Raw genomic sequence first — 15,638 nt, 5'->3', positions numbered from 1 at the left:
AAGAAGTCGTGACAAAAGGCTACCCTAATTGAATGATTTACTGTTAGTAGAGGACACCAATGTAGATAAACAGATAGATACCCAATTCATCTACACCCAACTAGTGACAAGTTAAAAGTGTGGGATTTTCTCCATTTAGTCCTATACTACTGACTTTGAAATCATCATACGTGACAATACCGCTTACCACCCGACTGACGATTTCGTTCAGTCCACGCTTTCTGTACCTAGTACAAGGAGTAATATTTTATGAATAAATCTGAACACCGACACCAACTCATACGAGCTCTTGTAACGAAAAACAAGATTCATACTCAAGCTGAGCTACAAGCTCTTCTTGCCGATAATGATATTCAAGTTACACAAGCTACACTTTCGAGAGATATTAAAAGTATGAACCTTTCAAAAGTACGAGAAGAAGACAACTCTTACTACGTGCTCAATACAGGTTCTATCTCAAAATGGGAAAAACGTCTCGAAATTTATATGGAGGATGCTCTTGTCTTGATGCGCCCCGTTCAACACCAAGTCCTACTAAAAACCCTTCCTGGACTTGCTCAATCCTTTGGTTCTATCATTGATGCTTTGAGCTTCCCTGACGCTATCGCTACTCTCTGTGGAGATGATGTCTGTCTCGTCATCTGTGAAGATGCAGAAGCTGCTCAAAAATGCTTTGAAGAATTGAAAAAATTCGCTCCACCATTTTTCTTTGAAGAATAAGAAAATTCCGTGTCTTATGTGGCACGGAATTCTTTTATATTCTTTACTGAGATGGATTTTCTTTTTTAGTTCGTGCTAATCTCAGAGCACGATTTGGATTGAGACGATTAAATAGTTCTTCCAATTTCTTTTCATTCCAAACATCTGCGGCTGAAACAAAATTGCCATCCGCATCTCGGAAAGATATCGGTTTATCTCCCATATCAGTCTCCTAGTCTACAAATTCAAACTCAAATTTACCAATGCGGACCAAATCACCATCTTTAGCTCCACGCTCACGAAGGGCTTCATCAACCCCCATGCCCCGTAGCTGGCGAGCAAATTTCATGACCGATTCGTCACGATCAAAGTTGGTCATATTAAAGAGTTTCATGAGTTTTTCACCAGAAAGCACCCATGTCGCATCGTCATCACGACTAATTTCAAAGGCTTTTTCTTCCTCGTCAAATCCATAGTAAACTTCTTCTTCCATATCTGACTCGTCGTAGAGCAAGAATTCTGGTGTCTTGTCTAGCAATTCAGCTGTAGCATCCAAAAGCGTTGCTAGACCTTGCTTGGTCAAACCAGATATTGGGAAGATAGCTGGTAACTCTTCAAATTCATCATAGTTTTCAGCTAATTTTTTCTTGAATTCTTCAAGATTTTCCTGACTCTCAGGCATATCCATCTTATTGGCTACAATAATCTGTGGACGCTCCATGAGACGAAGATTGTATGACTCCAGCTCTTTATTGATGGCAAGATAATCCTCATATGGATCACGGCCTTCACTAGCTGACATATCAATGATGTGAAGGATAACACGTGTACGCTCAATGTGACGGAGGAACTGAGTTCCTAGACCAACACCTTGACTAGCCCCTTCAATCAAACCTGGTAAATCAGCTACTGCAAAGGATTCACCTGATTGGGTACGAACCATTCCTAGATTTGGCACAATAGTCGTAAAATGGTAGGCACCGATTTTTGGTTTAGCAGATGTGATAACACTTAAAAGTGTTGATTTACCTACAGATGGGAATCCTACTAAACCAACATCCGCAAGGATTTTAAGTTCTAACTGTAATTCACGTTCCTGACCTGGTTCTCCATTTTCAGAGATTTCAGGTGCAGGATTTTTTGGTGTCGCAAAGCGAATATTTCCACGTCCACCGCGACCTCCGTGGGCAACGATAAATTCTTGACCATGTTCAATCAAATCTGTCAAGACCTTGCCAGTCTCTGCATCACGAACAGTCGTACCTTGTGGTACTCGAACTCTAAGATCCTCAGCACCACGACCATGCATCCCTTTGGTCATTCCTTTCTCACCAGAAGCAGCCTTGAAATGACGATTGTAGCGGAAATCCATCAAAGTACGTAGCCCTTCGTCTACAACGAAGACTACATTGCCTCCTCGACCACCGTCACCACCCCAAGGACCGCCATTAGGGACATATTTTTCACGGCGAAAGGCAACCATACCATCGCCACCATTACCAGCCTTGACCTTAATCTTGGCTGTATCTAAAAACATACTCATTTTTTCTTCTCACTTTAAAAAAGGGCTGGGAAATCCCAGTCACAAAATGTTCTTGTATCTATTTTATAGATTACTGAGGGCACCAATTGCAGTTGCAAAAATTCCCAATAAACTTGCTACTAGCATGATAATCACGATAAACAAGGTTATTTTCTCAAACATAGTTTTTTTACGATTTCCATTATCTCCAAATGCCATTTTTATCTCCTTCGTTACATTCTATTTTCTATTATCTTAGCATGAATTTAGCTAGTTTTCAATAGTCAGTTGCTACTGGCGCAATAATCCATAAAATGATATAAGCTACAATTCCTGCTCCATAACCAAAAGCAAGAACACCCCATATTACGCGAACAATAGTAGGATCCATATCAAAATAATGGGCTACCCCAGCACAAACACCCGCAATCTTTTTATCACGCCCACTTCTCATTAATTGTTTTTTCATAGCTGTTCCTCTTTCTATTCTTCACTGTCTTTCCAATAATCTCTGATGTTGATTAACTGTGTTTTTGAAGCCCTCAGCATGCGTCTAGAGCCTTTTACGGGCACAGCAACCACCTGTTGCGGTAAATACAAAACTGTCTTAAAGATACGCTGGCTGACCGTATCATCTTTGGCTAAATCTTTCTGGAAATTATTTGAAATAATAGCATCAAGATAAAACTCATGCACCCGTTTTCCAAAATTCTCAGCTGAAATCTCATATAATTTCTCTGATAAGGTATGCTCATCCATATCTGGCGTTGCAATCAGGGCCTCCAGAATAGCTCCAGCCAAATCATGTTCACCGTAATACAAGGTTCCAAACATTTTATCACTGATAAGATTGTCCAGATAAGGATTTCCGTGAGCAATGACAGGCGTCCCACTAGCTAAGCTTTCCAAGTATGTCAAACCTTGCGTTTCACTTGTCGATGCCGAGATGAAGAAATCCGCCGCCTTATAGTAAAGAGCTGTCTCACTAGGAGCAATCATACCTGTGAAGATAACGGAGTCTTGAATCTCTAGTTTCTGAGCTTGCTCTTTGAGGTTATCCAGATAAGGGCCATCCCCAGCAACTACCAGTTTAACCTTGTCTTCTTCTTTCAGAACATCTGCAAAAGCTGCTAAAACTGCTTGAATATTTTTTTCATAGGAAATTCTGGAAAGACTCAGCAACATCTTTTCATCATCTTGAATCCCCAGTTTACTACGCAGTTCTATCAAATTTTCCTGCTTTATTTCCGGACGCTCAAACTTGGCTAATTCAATCCCTGTTGGAATGACTCGTTTTTCAACCTTAACCTTATAGTCAGATAGCAAGTCATGGACAATCTCACTAGGGCAAATCACCCCATCCACATCATGCAGGAAACCTCTGACCAGATACTTTACCATGCTAGGACGAATCAACATCCCCTTGGCAATATAATGTACATAGTCTTCGTATTGGGTGTGATAGGTATGGATGACTGGAATCTTCAATTCACGCGCAATCCAAATTCCCAACAAGCCAAGAGAAAATTCTGTCTGAGTATGGATAATATCCAGTTGATATTGTTTAGCAATTTCAAGCGCCTTGCTGAATCCTCGATAGGCAAAGCGACGATCCTTAAAAGCAAAGAAGGGAACACTTGGAATGCGGATAATTTGCCAATCTTCATAACGATTGACATCCTTATCTGTCGTCGTAAAGATAAAAACAGCGTGCCCCTGCTTTTCAAGTTCGGTTTTCAAGGTTCGAATACTGGTCGCAACACCTGAAACCTGAGGAAAATAGGTATCTGTAAATAAACCAATTCGCATAGATTACCTCACTTTTTACTTTCTCCCTAAAGCGGCTTGTTTCTCATAAAAATCCAACCAGATTTGTAACAGATGCTCTTCTGAATACTCTCTAGAAATATTCTTAGCTTTTTCTTTCAAATCTTTTAAAGCAGCAGGATTCGCTTGATATTCCAGAATAGCTTCTTTCATCTCTTCTCTATCTGCTGTCGCCCGATAATTCCCCTCCAAAATCACCTTATAAAGATCTAAATCACGCAACATAATCGGAGCTTCACAACTGGCAGCCTCTAAAATAGTCATCGGAAAGAGTTCATTGTAACTAGGCAACAAGAAAAGGTCCGCTAGGACATACAATTCGCGCATCCGCTCTGGCGATACAATACCTGGAAAAATCAAATTTTTAGGGGGATTCTCCATGATTTTCTTGTAGCGTTCATAACCATCTGTCATACCACCAAAAGAGAAACCACCAGCCCAGATAAAGGTAATCTGAGGCAATTCCTCAGCCAGACGGATAAAATCATCAATCCCTTTGCGTTTCTGAACTTGACCAGCACCTACTACGATAAACTGATTGTCACTAAGACCTAGCTCTGTACGCAGTCTCGCTACCTCTTCCTGTGGAAGAGGATGCCATTTTTCCTTGTTTACAAAGTTAGGAATATAGGTCACTTTTTCACGTGGAATACCAGCTGCCACCAAATCCTCGATAAACATAGGATTGACCACCACCAAGTGCTCCATCCGGTTGTAAAAAGAAAATACATAGCGTTTCACAATTCCCTTTAAGAAAAATGGAATTTTCAAACTCCCCTCAAGTGTATCAGGCAAGAAATGTACATAGCCAATTTTCCTCCCTGAACGCTTCTTTTGGAAGGTTGATAAATAATAGGGGAAATCAATCGTATGAAAGTGAGTCACATCTGCCTCGATTGGAAGATTTTCTGTAACAATCAATTGGTCCTTGGCATCACGGTGAAGAAGACGAACTAATTCACGGTAAGCACCTGAAACTCCTTGTCCTGCTACTTTCTCACTTGAACTCAACATATTGATGCGTAATTTCTTTTTTTCCATAGCTACTATTATATCATTTTCTTTGAATAAAATCAGCAAAATAAAGGAGAGACTAGAGGAAAAGAGGGGGAAATTTCCTCGCTTTTCCAATAATCTCTCACATGCTTTTATATGTTTACTTAATGCCTAGGGCAATGCGTGCATAGCGACTCATTTTTTCAACTGTCCAGGCTGGATACCAAACTAATTTAACCTCAGTATCCGTTACTTCTGGTACCTCTGTCATAGCATCATAAATCTGGTCTGTCAAAAGGTCTGCTAGGGGACACCCCATGGTTGTCAAAGTCATATCAATCTCTGTTTGACCTGTGTCGCCGTCAAAACGAATCTCATAGATTAAACCAAGGTTGACAATATCGATTCCCAACTCAGGGTCAATAACTTCTTCCAAGGCTGTTAAAATTCGTGTTTTGATGTTTTCAATTTGCTCTTCTGTATAAGCCATATTCATCCTCACTCTTAGTCTTCAATAAAATCACGAAGCGGTTTGCTGCGACTTGGTTGGCGTAGTTTTCTCAAAGCCTTAGCTTCAATCTGACGGATACGCTCGCGAGTCACGTTAAAGACTTTACCCACATCTTCAAGGGTACGCATTTTACCATCATCTAGCCCAAAACGCAGACGCAAAACATTTTCTTCACGGTCTGTAAGAGTATCCAAGACCTCATCCAACTGCTCACGCAAGACGATACGAGTTGTATAGTCCACTGGATTTTCAATCACTTCATCTTCGATAAAGTCCCCAAGGTGGCTATCATCCTCTTCACCGATTGGAGTTTCAAGGGATACCGGTTCTTGGGCAATCTTCAAGATTTCACGAACCTTATCAGGTGTCATATCCATTCGTTCAGCGATTTGTTCTGGTGTTGGATCTTGTCCCAATTCTTGAAGGAGATTACGCTGTTCACGAACCAATTTATTGATAGTTTCAACCATGTGAACTGGGATACGGATGGTACGAGCTTGATCAGCAATAGCACGAGTGATGGCCTGACGAATCCACCAAGTTGCATAAGTTGAGAACTTGAATCCTTTAGAATAGTCAAACTTGTCAACCGCCTTCATCAAGCCCATGTTCCCTTCTTGAATCAAGTCAAGAAACTGCATACCACGGCCGACATAGCGTTTAGCAATAGAAACAACCAAACGAAGGTTGGCTTCCGCAAGACGTTGTTTGGCTTCGATATCACCCGCTTCAACAGCTAGTGCCAATTCTTTTTCCTCTTCATTGGTCAAGAGAGGAACGACTCCGATTTCTTTCAAGTACATACGAACAGGGTCATTGACCTTAGCAGAAGTTGACCCAATCAAGTCCTCATCGCTGAGTTCTGGTTCTTCTTCAGAGCTAAGAACACGAGCACTCGGATTTCCTTCGTTATCTGTGATAGAAATCCCTGCATCCTGAATTCGTTGCAAGAGATCTTCAATCCCATCAGCGTCCAAGGTAAAAGGAATAACCAGACTTGCGTTGATTTCATCATCAGTTGCTGTCCCTTTTTGTTTATGATTACGGATAAATTCTGCTACTTGTACGTCAAATGTTGTTACTTCTTTTTGTTTTGTTGCCATTATTACTCCATTCTTCTCTTTTGGGAAATTAAACGTTCCAATTCTTCTAAGGCTGTGTCGGTATCTCCTACATGGCTAGCTTCCTGCACCTTCTTTTTGATTCTCATATTGGCCTGATTCAAGAGAGCCTTGTTTCGAGTCATTTCTACTTCACTAAGTTCCTGAGGTGACATCTCAGATGGTAAATCCTGAGCTAAAACTTGATACCATGCTCTTTCAACTTCCTCTGTCTGCTCTGCTAGAACTTCTGGAGGAAGATTTCCATACTGGCCAAGCAAGTCATATAAAACCTGAAATTCAGGAGTGTCAAATGCAAAGTCTTCTCGCAAACGGTAATCATTCAAAACAAGGGGAGATTCCATCATTCGATAAAGTAGATGGGCTTCTGCCCTCATAATAGCCGATAACTGCTTGGTGACAGGCATAGTGATTGGCGTCGGTCTGGAAATTCCTTCCATACGATTCTGCCTTTGCGCCTGACGACTCTCATTAACAATCTGCTCAATCTGGGCATAATCAAAGGACGCCAGACTGTCAGCTAAAATATGTATATAGCTGTTTTGAGCAGTAATAGATTTTTCTTGAACAATCAAGGGAGCTATTTTTTCAATAAACTCAATCTGTGCCTGCAGATTTTCACTGTTTTCAGGCTTATACTGATGAATGTAAAACTCAATCGGACTAATACGAGTTTTCGTTAACAGATAGGCCAAGTCTTCTGGTCCATTTTTTTGTAGATACTCATCTGGATCCAAGTTATCAGGCATGCTGACGATTTGCACAGGCATATCACCAATTTCGTCCAGCGCTTTCAATGTCGCGGCTTGCCCAGCCTTATCGCCATCGTAAACAAGAACCAACTTCTTCGTTAGCCTTTTCAGATGCTCAACATGCTCTCGACTCAAGGCTGTTCCCATGGACGCCACAGCATTTTCGATTCCAGCCCGATAGGCTGCAATGACATCCATGAATCCTTCCATGAGGTAAATCTCACTGGCTTTTCCAGAAGATTTTTTAGCCCTATCCATATGATATAATTCGTAACTTTTGTTAAAAATTGCAGTCGATCGGCTATTTTTATACTTAGAAGTTTGTGAATCCGTTTTCTGCCAGATACGACCTGAGAAGGCAATAACCTTTCCTTGGTCATTTGTCAGGGGAAACATAATGCGATTGTGAAAGGTATCTACAAATTGATTAGCATCCGAGAGATAAAACAGTCCTGAATCTAGGAAATCCTCTTCACGATACTGAGCAGACAAACGTTGATAGAGATAGTTTCGCTCTGGGGGTGCCAAACCAATCCGAAAATGCTTGAGCACTTCATCTGTCAAACCACGCTGATAAAGGTAGTTTCTGGCCTCCTCCCCCATGGTTGTTGTCATGAGAATAGCATGATAAAATTTGGCAGCATCTTCATGCATATCATAAAGAGCTTGGTGGGGTGAAGCTGGCTTCTGCTCACTATAAAGCGGTTTTTCCACCTCTATCCCAACACGCTGACCTAAGATTTGGACAGCCTCCATAAAGGGAACCCCTTGGTACTCCTCGATGAATTTAAAGACATCACCAGAGCGACCACAACCAAAACAGTGGTAAAACTGCTTATCCTCAACAACGTTGAAAGAAGGTGTTTTTTCACCATGAAAAGGACAGAGCCCTAGATAGTTCCGTCCTGCCTTTTGTAAAGAAATCACATCTCCTATGACTTCCACAATGTTGGCATTGTTTTTGATTTCTTCAATGACTTGTTTGTCAACCATACACAATACCTCCATGTTATCATAGTTTACTTTATATAGTATACTTTATTTCAGAAAAAAAGTAAACCATTTCACTCATTTTCCCTACTTTATTCAAAGAGTTGATAATAATCAGAGATTTTCATTTTTGCTTTATCTTCTTGGTTCAAATCTTGGATAATCCGTCCTTCTTTCATGACAATTAAGCGATTGCCATACTTAAGAGCATCTTCCATGTGGTGAGTAATCATAAGGGCTGTCAACTGGTCATTCTTAACAAATTCATCTGTCAACTCCATGAGTGCGACACTTGTCTTTGGATCAAGGGCTGCAGTATGCTCATCTAACAAGAGTAATTCAGGACGCTTCAAAGTTGCCATCAAGAGACTCAAAGCTTGTCTTTGTCCACCTGATAAGAACTCAATTGGCGTATTCAAGTGTTTCTCAAGACCATTTCCTACTTTTTCAATGGTCGCCTGAAATTCATCCTTATAACTAGTCAAGCGTCGTGGTAACAATCCACGCTTTTCACCACGAAACTTGGCAATCAAAAGATTTTCAGCTACTGTCATACGAGGAGCTGTCCCCATCTTTGGATCTTGGAAAACTCGAGACAAATACTTAGCTCGCTTCTCTGGTGAAAATTTGGTAACATCTTCACCTAAAATACGGATGGTTCCACTGGTTAAGGATAAGGTTCCTGCAATAGTGTTAAAGAGGGTCGATTTACCAGCACCATTTCCACCTAAAATCGTGATAAAGTCCTGTTCAAAAATTTCTAAGGAAACATCATTTAAAATAATCTTTTCTTCATCAAAGCCATTTTTAACGACTTTGGTTGCATTTTTTAATTCTACAATTGCTGTCATTTGCTTAATTTGGCTCCTTTCAAGATTGTTTGCTTAAATGTTGGAATCATGAGGCAGACTGCTAAAATCACGGCGCTGTACAAACGAAGGTAACTTGTATTAAAGCCAAGCGCAATAACTGCCCACACTAAGAATTGATAAGCGATAGAACCTACAACGATAGTAACTAGACGCTCTGCTAAGCTCAAACTCTTGAAAATAACTTCCCCAATAATCAAACTTGCAAGACCTACAACGATAACCCCAATTCCTCGAGATACATCGGCATAACCTTCTTGCTGGGCAATAAGAGCACCTGCAAGGGCAATCACACCATTTGATAAGACCAAGCCCATAAGCTCCATGCGACCAGTATGAATCCCGAAACTTCTAGCCATATCAGGATTGTCACCTGTAGCAATATAGGCTTGTCCTAGTTTGGTATCCAAGAAAAAGAGCATGAGAGCAATAACAATACTCACAAAGATGAGACCTGTCAAGAGTTGATTCAAATCGGAATCAAAAGGCAAAACATCCTGAATTTGCTTGGTTCCAAGCAGGCCTAAATTCGCACGTCCCATAATTAAGAGCATGATAGAGTGACAGGAAGTCATCACCAAAATCCCTGAGAGCAAGGTTGGGATCTTCCCTTTTGTATAAAGAAGGCCTGCTGCCATTCCAGCCAAACAACCTGCTCCAACAGCAACAAGAGTCGCTAAAAATGGGTTCACGCCTTTGGTTATCAAAGTGACAGCAACAGCTCCCCCAAGAGGGAAGGAACCTTCTGTCGTCATATCTGGAAAGTTCAAAATCCTAAATGTCATAAAGATTCCCAGACCTAAAATAGCCCAGACAAATCCTTGAGAAATAATAGATAATATCATCTGTTTCTTAACCTTTTCTATATAATTTCTATTGTAAAAAATTGGAGGAGATGTCCCCAACTCCTCCATTACAGATTATTCAATCACTTGTCCTGCTTCTTTTAGAACAGATTCAGGAATCGTAATACCTAGTTCTTGTGCCAATTTTTTATTGATAACTGATTTACCAGTTGAAAAGACATTGACTGGAGTTTCAGCTGGTTTTGCACCTTTCAAGACTTGCGCAATCATTTTACCTGTTGCCACACCAAGGTCATGTTGGTCAACTACAACTGATGCCAAACCACCAGCTTCTACCATGGCAGTAGCACTTGGGTAGATTGGTTTTTTAGCTGATTGGTTACTTGATACAACAGTTGAAAATGCAGATGCGATTGTGTTATCGATTGGAACCCAGATAGCATCAACCTTGCTAGTCATAACGTTAACTGTTGAAGCAATTTCATTTGTTGAAGGAACCGCAAATGTTTCGACTGTCAAACCTGCTTTTTCAGCATAAGCCTTAAATTCTTCTACCTGTGTTTTTGAATTATCTTCGCTACTTGAGTAAAGAGCTCCGATTGTCTTCACACTTGGTGTGAGAGCCTTAATGAGTTCAACTTGTTGTTGAGCTGGGTTGTGGTCAGATACCCCTGTAATGTTGCCACCTGGTTTTTTCAAATCTTTAACCAAGTTGGCACCGATTGGGTCTGTAATAGCAGCCATGATAACAGGTAGATCTTTTGTTGCACTAGCCAAACCTTGAGCAGCTGGTGTTGCAATACCAACAACCAAGTCATTGCCATTTGCAACCAATTGTTTACTCATTGTTGCAACCTTACTTTGGTCACCTTCTGAGTTCATAAAGTCAATTTTCAACTGATCATCTTTATAGCCTTCTTCTGCCAGTCCATCTTGAATCCCTTTATAAATCAAGTCAAGAGATGGATGGCTCACAAACTGAAGGACACCAACTTTGGCAACTTTCTTTTCGTTCTTAGCTTCTGGTTTATTCATTGAAGAGTAAATCAAGCTTCCTGCTACTAAGACTGCTAATGCAGCGATAATTCCAATTAAACGTTTATTTTTCATTCTATTTCTCCTTTTTAATTCCTTTAAACTACTTCACTTATCTGAACAAGCGACGCCATCGTTTTCTTTCCATACTAACCTCCATCAAAAAAGTCCTCACACAAAAAACTTGTGTGAGGACGTCGATGCGCGGTACCACCTCAATTATAGGAAATTTCCCTATCACTCTGTCTCGCAACAACGAGATGCACTGTAAGGTGTGCTCACCGAATTTTTATGATTTCAAATTCTAAATAACATTCAGCCCAATTTTCATCATCATCACTTATCTGTTTTCAGCTACCACAGACTCTCTAAAAAGTTTGTATGACTACTTTTCTGAATGGTTAAATTATATCATTTTTCAACTACTTGTCAAGACTCTTTGAGAATTTTTTTGAAATATTCAAAAACTTCCCCTATGGAAAAGAGGAAGCTTGATAGGTATCAGCCTGAATTACGCAATCCTGTCGCAATTCCGTTGATGGTTGTATGGATTAATTTTTCTTGATCGCTTGATAATTCTCCACGACGTTGACGTTTAATCAACTCCAACTGGATATAGTTGAGAATATTAAAGTAAGGCATACGGTAATCCAAACTTGCTTTTAGATATGGATTTTCAGCCAAGAGTTCATCGTAGCCTTCGATAGCCAAGATAACTTCCTTGGTAACTTGCCATTCATTTAGAATAGTCTCATAAATTGCTTTTACTTGATCATCTTCACAAAGTTTGGCATATTCAAAAGCAATATTCATATTTGATTTTGACAAGACCATATCAACATTTGAAAGAAGTGACTGGAAGAAAGGCCAATTTTGGTACATATCTCGTAGGATAGAGATATTCTCTGGATTTTTATCAATAAATTCTTTGAAGCTTGAACCAACTCCATACCAGCCAGGGAACATGACACGACTTTGCGACCATGAGAATACCCAAGGGATAGCACGTAAACCACCGATTTCAGTGATCGTCTTACGAGCGGCTGGACGAGAACCAATATTAAAGCTTGAAATAGCCTTGATTGGACTTGACTCAAAGAAATAATCATAGAAATGGTCATTACCAAAGACTAAATCACGGTAGATATCGTAACTACGGTCCACCACTTGATCCATAATGGCTTCATATCGATTGGATGTATTGGTATCACTCTTCTTCTGAGTAATCATACGGTTAATGGCTGCAGATACTAGCATTTCAAGGTTATAGTAGGCAGCATCTTTATTACCGTATTTATTGCCAATTACTTCACCCTGCTCCGTCAAACGGATACGATCCTTGATTGACTTGAGTGGTTGAGATGTGATAGCTTCATAAGTTGGTCCCCCACCACGACCAACAGTACCACCACGGCCATGGAAGAAGGTAACCTTCACGCCAAATTCATCTCCAATAGCAGTCAATTGTTGTTGAGCCTTGTAGAGGGTCCAACATGATGAAAGATAACCACCATCTTTATTACTATCAGAGTAGCCAAGCATGATTTCTTGGTAGTTATTGCGCGAAGCAATCCATTTCTTGGCAAGAGGAAGAGAAAGGTACTCTCTCATAGTTTCTTCTGAGTGGTCCAAGTCCTCAATTGTTTCAAAGAGAGGAACGATTTGGACGCGAGCTCTTTCTTTATCAACTAGCCCTACTTCTTTTAGCAAGATAGCCAATTCCAACATGTCTGATACGCTGGTTGCATGTGAAATGATGGTCTGACGAATAACATCGTCACCTAATTTATCTTTCAAATTACGAGCAGCCTTAAAAATAGCCAATTCTTTTTCAAGTAACTCTGATTTTTCAACATGAGTAGCAGAAAGAATACGTGGATCTTCTTCTAATTCTTTCAAGAGAAGCTGGCATTTTTCTCCTTCACTTAGTTCGCTATAATGAGAATGAATACCTGCTGATTTCAAGAGTTCAGCTACACAGGCTTCATGAACACTAGAATCTTGACGCATGTCAATAGATGCCAAATAGAAACCAAAAATTTCAACTGCCTGGATCAACTCAACAAAATCACCAGAAATCAGTGCCTCACCCTTGTTTTCCAAGAGGGAATCACGGATGGTAATCAAATCCTTATAAAAATCATTGGCTGTTTCATAGCGAGCCCCAACTTCCTTATCTTCAATCAGATAGGTTTTTGTTGCTTGGATTTTTGATTGAATATCAAACAAGGCACGACGATACAGCTCTTTTTCACGGTAGATCGAGTTATCCTTGGATTGACGAGCCATTTCTCTGACTTGCTTACTGACATTGACAATACTGGTTGAGAGAGAGAACTCACGATAAAGTTGGTAAATCTTTTCATCATAGTAGTTCATGATGACTTCACACTGAGTCATAGCAGATTGTTTCAAGGTATCTGCTGTAACAAATGGATTACCATCACGGTCTCCACCAATCCACATACCCATGGTAATTGGTTTAGGATGTTTCAACTCCAAGCCATGTTTTTTAGCCAGACGCTTGTACTCAGCAGTCAAATGAGGAACTGCCTTCAGGAATGAACTATTGTAGTACTCCATAACATTCGTGATTTCATTGGTTACTTTCAATTTCTTTTCACGAATCATATCTGTCTGCATGATAATCTCAATGTAACGACGGAGATCATTATGCCATTTTTCCTTATTAATCAAGCCTAATTTCACATCACGATACTTACGCAAGAGGGTATGGATATGGTTAGTCAAATCCAACATACTCTTACGTTGTACTTGTGTTGGATGGGCAGTCAAAACAGGTACAACATTCAAGTGTTCAAGAATTTCAACCGCATTTTCTTTTTCAGCAACCATTTTGATTGTTGCTGATAATTTCCCAAGATAATCTTGATCAATATTATTTTGGTGGTTGATTTCATAGGCCAAATCCACGTCTTCTGAAATATTAATCAAGAGAGGCAAAATTGAGAAATAGCGTGAAATATAAGCCATTTCATCATTTGTCAGGCTAGTAACCAATTGGTTCAAGCCTTGATAATCTTCTTGAGTTGACAATTCTTTCAACTGCATGATTTTTTCAAAAGTCTCTGGTGCAAGCATATTTTTAGTGATATCTTCTAACAATTCTGTTAAAATCAATACTTCTTCTTGCACGACAGCTTTATTACTATAGTTTTCTAATTTTTGAAGAGACATAGGTAATCCTTTCCACTATCAACTCTACATATAGTTTGATGAGTGAGCTTCTAACTCCTCATATAATTGGGCACGTTTTTCACTTGCATCAATATTTAAGACAAAGGCGATGGCTACAGACAAGACTAGGAGACTGTTCCCCCCTTGTGATAAGAAGGGGAAGGTTACTCCTGTCGAAGGAATAATGCCTGAAATTCCACCGATATTGACAAAGACCTGTACCAACATCATCCCCCCAACCCCAATCGCCATCATGGAATTAAAGGGATTCTTAGCACGAATACCGACTAGGATAATCCGCAAAATCAGGAAAAAGACAAGGGCTAAAATCAAGCTAGCTCCCACAAATCCAAACTCTTCAATAACAATTGAAAATACAAAATCTGTATGGGCCTCTGGTAAATAACCACGTTTTTCGATTGAATTTCCTAAGCCTAGACCAAACCAACCACCATTTACCATGGCAAAGTAGGAATTTGCAAGTTGGTGGCCTGCTCCTGCCAAATCAGCAAAGGGATTAAAGTAGGCACTGAAACGCTTGGCAACGTAACCAAATACTGGAACTTTTGAAAACTTATCAACCCCAATCATAGAAATAGCTGATAAGGATAGGGCTGAAACTCCTACCAATACACCAATAAATGCTATAAACCAACGATGAGCAATCCCACTGACTGTATACATAATCAAGGCAACCAGAGCTAGGATCGTCGCATTCCCCAAATCTGGAAAAATAGCCAAACTTCCTATCATTACCAATAGGACAAAACGCCAATCATTAAAAGCTCGAGGAATCCATTGATTTTGAGTTAAAACTTGAAAATCGTAAATACCAATTTCATCCTGTTGTTTTGAAAAACGTTGGGCCAAGTACCAGACGATGATAATCTTCAAATACTCAGCTGGCTGAATGGTCAAAGGTCCTACTGAAATCCAACCATAGGCTCCATTGACTGGCGTACCAATTAAGCGAGCCAGAGCTAAGAGAATCAACTCAACAAACATAACAATAAATAAAAGTCGTTCTTTTCTTAAAAAATTCAGTTTCAGCTTATATATCAAGGCAATCAATATTAAACTAAATATCCAAAACATTCCCTGACTTCGAACCAATTGGAGGGCACTTTTACCTTCTTCGATAAGAATGGCACTGGTTGTAGAATAGACTACAATCAAACCCAAAATAGATAAAAGTAAGTAAGGAACTAGAATAGAATAGTTTAACAGGTGCCTCTTACTAATCTTCATAGTATCACCAATCTAATGAGAACAAAAGAAATTATTCCCAAATTCCGTTTATTTTCTAGTTTTG

The 15,638-nt window shown here is 39.9% G+C and carries 15 protein-coding genes and 1 other annotated feature; of the genes, 1 reads left to right on the top strand and 14 read right to left on the bottom strand.

Annotated features, from left to right (window positions below):
- The first annotated feature begins 249 nt into the window (after nucleotides 1–249).
- A complete protein-coding gene (locus tag TZ90_RS03530) occupies nucleotides 250–720 on the top strand; it encodes an arginine repressor (RefSeq protein WP_001043026.1) in 471 nt (156 codons plus the stop codon).
- Nucleotides 721–763: 43 nt separating this feature from the next.
- On the opposite strand, the gene TZ90_RS03525 is transcribed toward TZ90_RS03530, so the two are convergent.
- From TZ90_RS03525 to ftsW, 14 genes are all read right to left on the bottom strand, one after another.
- Nucleotides 764–922, bottom strand: a complete 159-nt coding sequence (locus tag TZ90_RS03525; RefSeq protein ID WP_001808548.1) for a hypothetical protein — start codon at nucleotides 920–922, stop codon at nucleotides 764–766.
- A gap of 9 nt (nucleotides 923–931) precedes the next feature.
- On the bottom strand, nucleotides 932–2,242 hold the full coding sequence (gene obgE, locus TZ90_RS03520; protein WP_045611503.1) for a GTPase ObgE: 1,311 nt from the start codon (nucleotides 2,240–2,242) through the stop codon (nucleotides 932–934).
- Nucleotides 2,243–2,305: 63 nt separating this feature from the next.
- Nucleotides 2,306–2,440 (bottom strand): DUF4044 domain-containing protein, encoded by a 135-nt coding sequence (locus TZ90_RS03515; RefSeq protein ID WP_000863859.1) that lies wholly within the window; start codon nucleotides 2,438–2,440, stop codon nucleotides 2,306–2,308.
- A gap of 58 nt (nucleotides 2,441–2,498) precedes the next feature.
- Complete coding sequence (locus TZ90_RS03510; protein WP_025171152.1) at nucleotides 2,499–2,675, bottom strand: PspC domain-containing protein; 177 nt, start codon at nucleotides 2,673–2,675, stop codon at nucleotides 2,499–2,501.
- A 29-nt stretch (nucleotides 2,676–2,704) separates the two neighbouring features.
- A complete protein-coding gene (locus TZ90_RS03505) occupies nucleotides 2,705–4,030 on the bottom strand; it encodes a glycosyltransferase family 4 protein (protein ID WP_045611501.1) in 1,326 nt (441 codons plus the stop codon).
- A 15-nt stretch (nucleotides 4,031–4,045) separates the two neighbouring features.
- The gene (cpoA, locus tag TZ90_RS03500; protein WP_045611499.1) at nucleotides 4,046–5,089 is read right to left on the bottom strand and encodes an alpha-galactosylglucosyldiacylglycerol synthase; all 1,044 of its coding nucleotides are present in this window, start codon (nucleotides 5,087–5,089) and stop codon (nucleotides 4,046–4,048) included.
- Between the two features lie 115 nt (nucleotides 5,090–5,204).
- Nucleotides 5,205–5,534 (bottom strand): metal-sulfur cluster assembly factor, encoded by a 330-nt coding sequence (locus TZ90_RS03495; protein ID WP_000331929.1) that lies wholly within the window; start codon nucleotides 5,532–5,534, stop codon nucleotides 5,205–5,207.
- A gap of 14 nt (nucleotides 5,535–5,548) precedes the next feature.
- Nucleotides 5,549–6,658, bottom strand: a complete 1,110-nt coding sequence (gene rpoD / locus TZ90_RS03490) for an RNA polymerase sigma factor RpoD (RefSeq protein WP_045611498.1) — start codon at nucleotides 6,656–6,658, stop codon at nucleotides 5,549–5,551.
- 2 nt (nucleotides 6,659–6,660) lie between these two features.
- Nucleotides 6,661–8,421 carry a DNA primase gene (gene dnaG / locus TZ90_RS03485; RefSeq protein ID WP_045611496.1) on the bottom strand — a complete coding sequence of 587 codons (1,761 nt, stop codon included), beginning with the start codon at nucleotides 8,419–8,421 and terminating at the stop codon, nucleotides 6,661–6,663.
- An 89-nt stretch (nucleotides 8,422–8,510) separates the two neighbouring features.
- Complete coding sequence (locus TZ90_RS03480; RefSeq protein ID WP_045611494.1) at nucleotides 8,511–9,269, bottom strand: ABC transporter ATP-binding protein; 759 nt, start codon at nucleotides 9,267–9,269, stop codon at nucleotides 8,511–8,513.
- Nucleotides 9,266–10,132, bottom strand: a complete 867-nt coding sequence (locus TZ90_RS03475) for an ABC transporter permease (protein ID WP_045612545.1) — start codon at nucleotides 10,130–10,132, stop codon at nucleotides 9,266–9,268. Before TZ90_RS03475 ends, TZ90_RS03480 begins: the two co-directional genes overlap by 4 nt.
- 75 nt (nucleotides 10,133–10,207) lie before the next feature.
- The gene (trpX, locus tag TZ90_RS03470) at nucleotides 10,208–11,203 is read right to left on the bottom strand and encodes a tryptophan ABC transporter substrate-binding protein (RefSeq protein ID WP_045611493.1); all 996 of its coding nucleotides are present in this window, start codon (nucleotides 11,201–11,203) and stop codon (nucleotides 10,208–10,210) included.
- 112 nt (nucleotides 11,204–11,315) lie between these two features.
- Nucleotides 11,316–11,533, bottom strand: a binding site (T-box leader).
- 96 nt (nucleotides 11,534–11,629) lie between these two features.
- Nucleotides 11,630–14,326: a phosphoenolpyruvate carboxylase gene (gene ppc / locus TZ90_RS03465; RefSeq protein ID WP_045611491.1), complete on the bottom strand. Its 2,697-nt coding sequence runs from the start codon at nucleotides 14,324–14,326 to the stop codon at nucleotides 11,630–11,632.
- Between the two features lie 24 nt (nucleotides 14,327–14,350).
- Nucleotides 14,351–15,574 (bottom strand): cell division peptidoglycan polymerase FtsW, encoded by a 1,224-nt coding sequence (ftsW, locus tag TZ90_RS03460; protein ID WP_000703371.1) that lies wholly within the window; start codon nucleotides 15,572–15,574, stop codon nucleotides 14,351–14,353.
- Between the last annotated feature and the right edge of the window lie 64 nt (nucleotides 15,575–15,638).

The sequence above is a fragment of the Streptococcus mitis genome, assembly GCF_000960005.1.
Lineage (GTDB): Bacteria > Bacillota > Bacilli > Lactobacillales > Streptococcaceae > Streptococcus > Streptococcus mitis_CK.
The sequence above is the reverse complement of the archived record's forward strand: the minus strand, read 5'-3'. Positions and strand labels throughout refer to the sequence as shown.

Bases quoted from the DNA above. Each gene is read 5' to 3' on its own strand.
- TZ90_RS03530 (WP_001043026.1), top strand. From the start codon at position 250: ATGAATAAATCTGAACACCGACACCAACTCATACGAGCTCTTGTAACG.
- TZ90_RS03525 (WP_001808548.1), bottom strand. From the start codon at position 922: ATGGGAGATAAACCGATATCTTTCCGAGATGCGGATGGCAATTTTGTT.
- obgE (WP_045611503.1), bottom strand. From the start codon at position 2,242: ATGAGTATGTTTTTAGATACAGCCAAGATTAAGGTCAAGGCTGGTAAT.
- TZ90_RS03515 (WP_000863859.1), bottom strand. From the start codon at position 2,440: ATGGCATTTGGAGATAATGGAAATCGTAAAAAAACTATGTTTGAGAAA.
- TZ90_RS03510 (WP_025171152.1), bottom strand. From the start codon at position 2,675: ATGAGAAGTGGGCGTGATAAAAAGATTGCGGGTGTTTGTGCTGGGGTA.
- TZ90_RS03505 (WP_045611501.1), bottom strand. From the start codon at position 4,030: ATGCGAATTGGTTTATTTACAGATACCTATTTTCCTCAGGTTTCAGGT.
- cpoA (WP_045611499.1), bottom strand. From the start codon at position 5,089: ATGGAAAAAAAGAAATTACGCATCAATATGTTGAGTTCAAGTGAGAAA.
- TZ90_RS03495 (WP_000331929.1), bottom strand. From the start codon at position 5,534: ATGGCTTATACAGAAGAGCAAATTGAAAACATCAAAACACGAATTTTA.
- rpoD (WP_045611498.1), bottom strand. From the start codon at position 6,658: ATGGCAACAAAACAAAAAGAAGTAACAACATTTGACGTACAAGTAGCA.
- dnaG (WP_045611496.1), bottom strand. From the start codon at position 8,421: ATGGTTGACAAACAAGTCATTGAAGAAATCAAAAACAATGCCAACATT.
- TZ90_RS03480 (WP_045611494.1), bottom strand. From the start codon at position 9,269: ATGACAGCAATTGTAGAATTAAAAAATGCAACCAAAGTCGTTAAAAAT.
- TZ90_RS03475 (WP_045612545.1), bottom strand. From the start codon at position 10,132: ATGATATTATCTATTATTTCTCAAGGATTTGTCTGGGCTATTTTAGGT.
- trpX (WP_045611493.1), bottom strand. From the start codon at position 11,203: ATGAAAAATAAACGTTTAATTGGAATTATCGCTGCATTAGCAGTCTTA.
- ppc (WP_045611491.1), bottom strand. From the start codon at position 14,326: ATGTCTCTTCAAAAATTAGAAAACTATAGTAATAAAGCTGTCGTGCAA.
- ftsW (WP_000703371.1), bottom strand. From the start codon at position 15,574: ATGAAGATTAGTAAGAGGCACCTGTTAAACTATTCTATTCTAGTTCCT.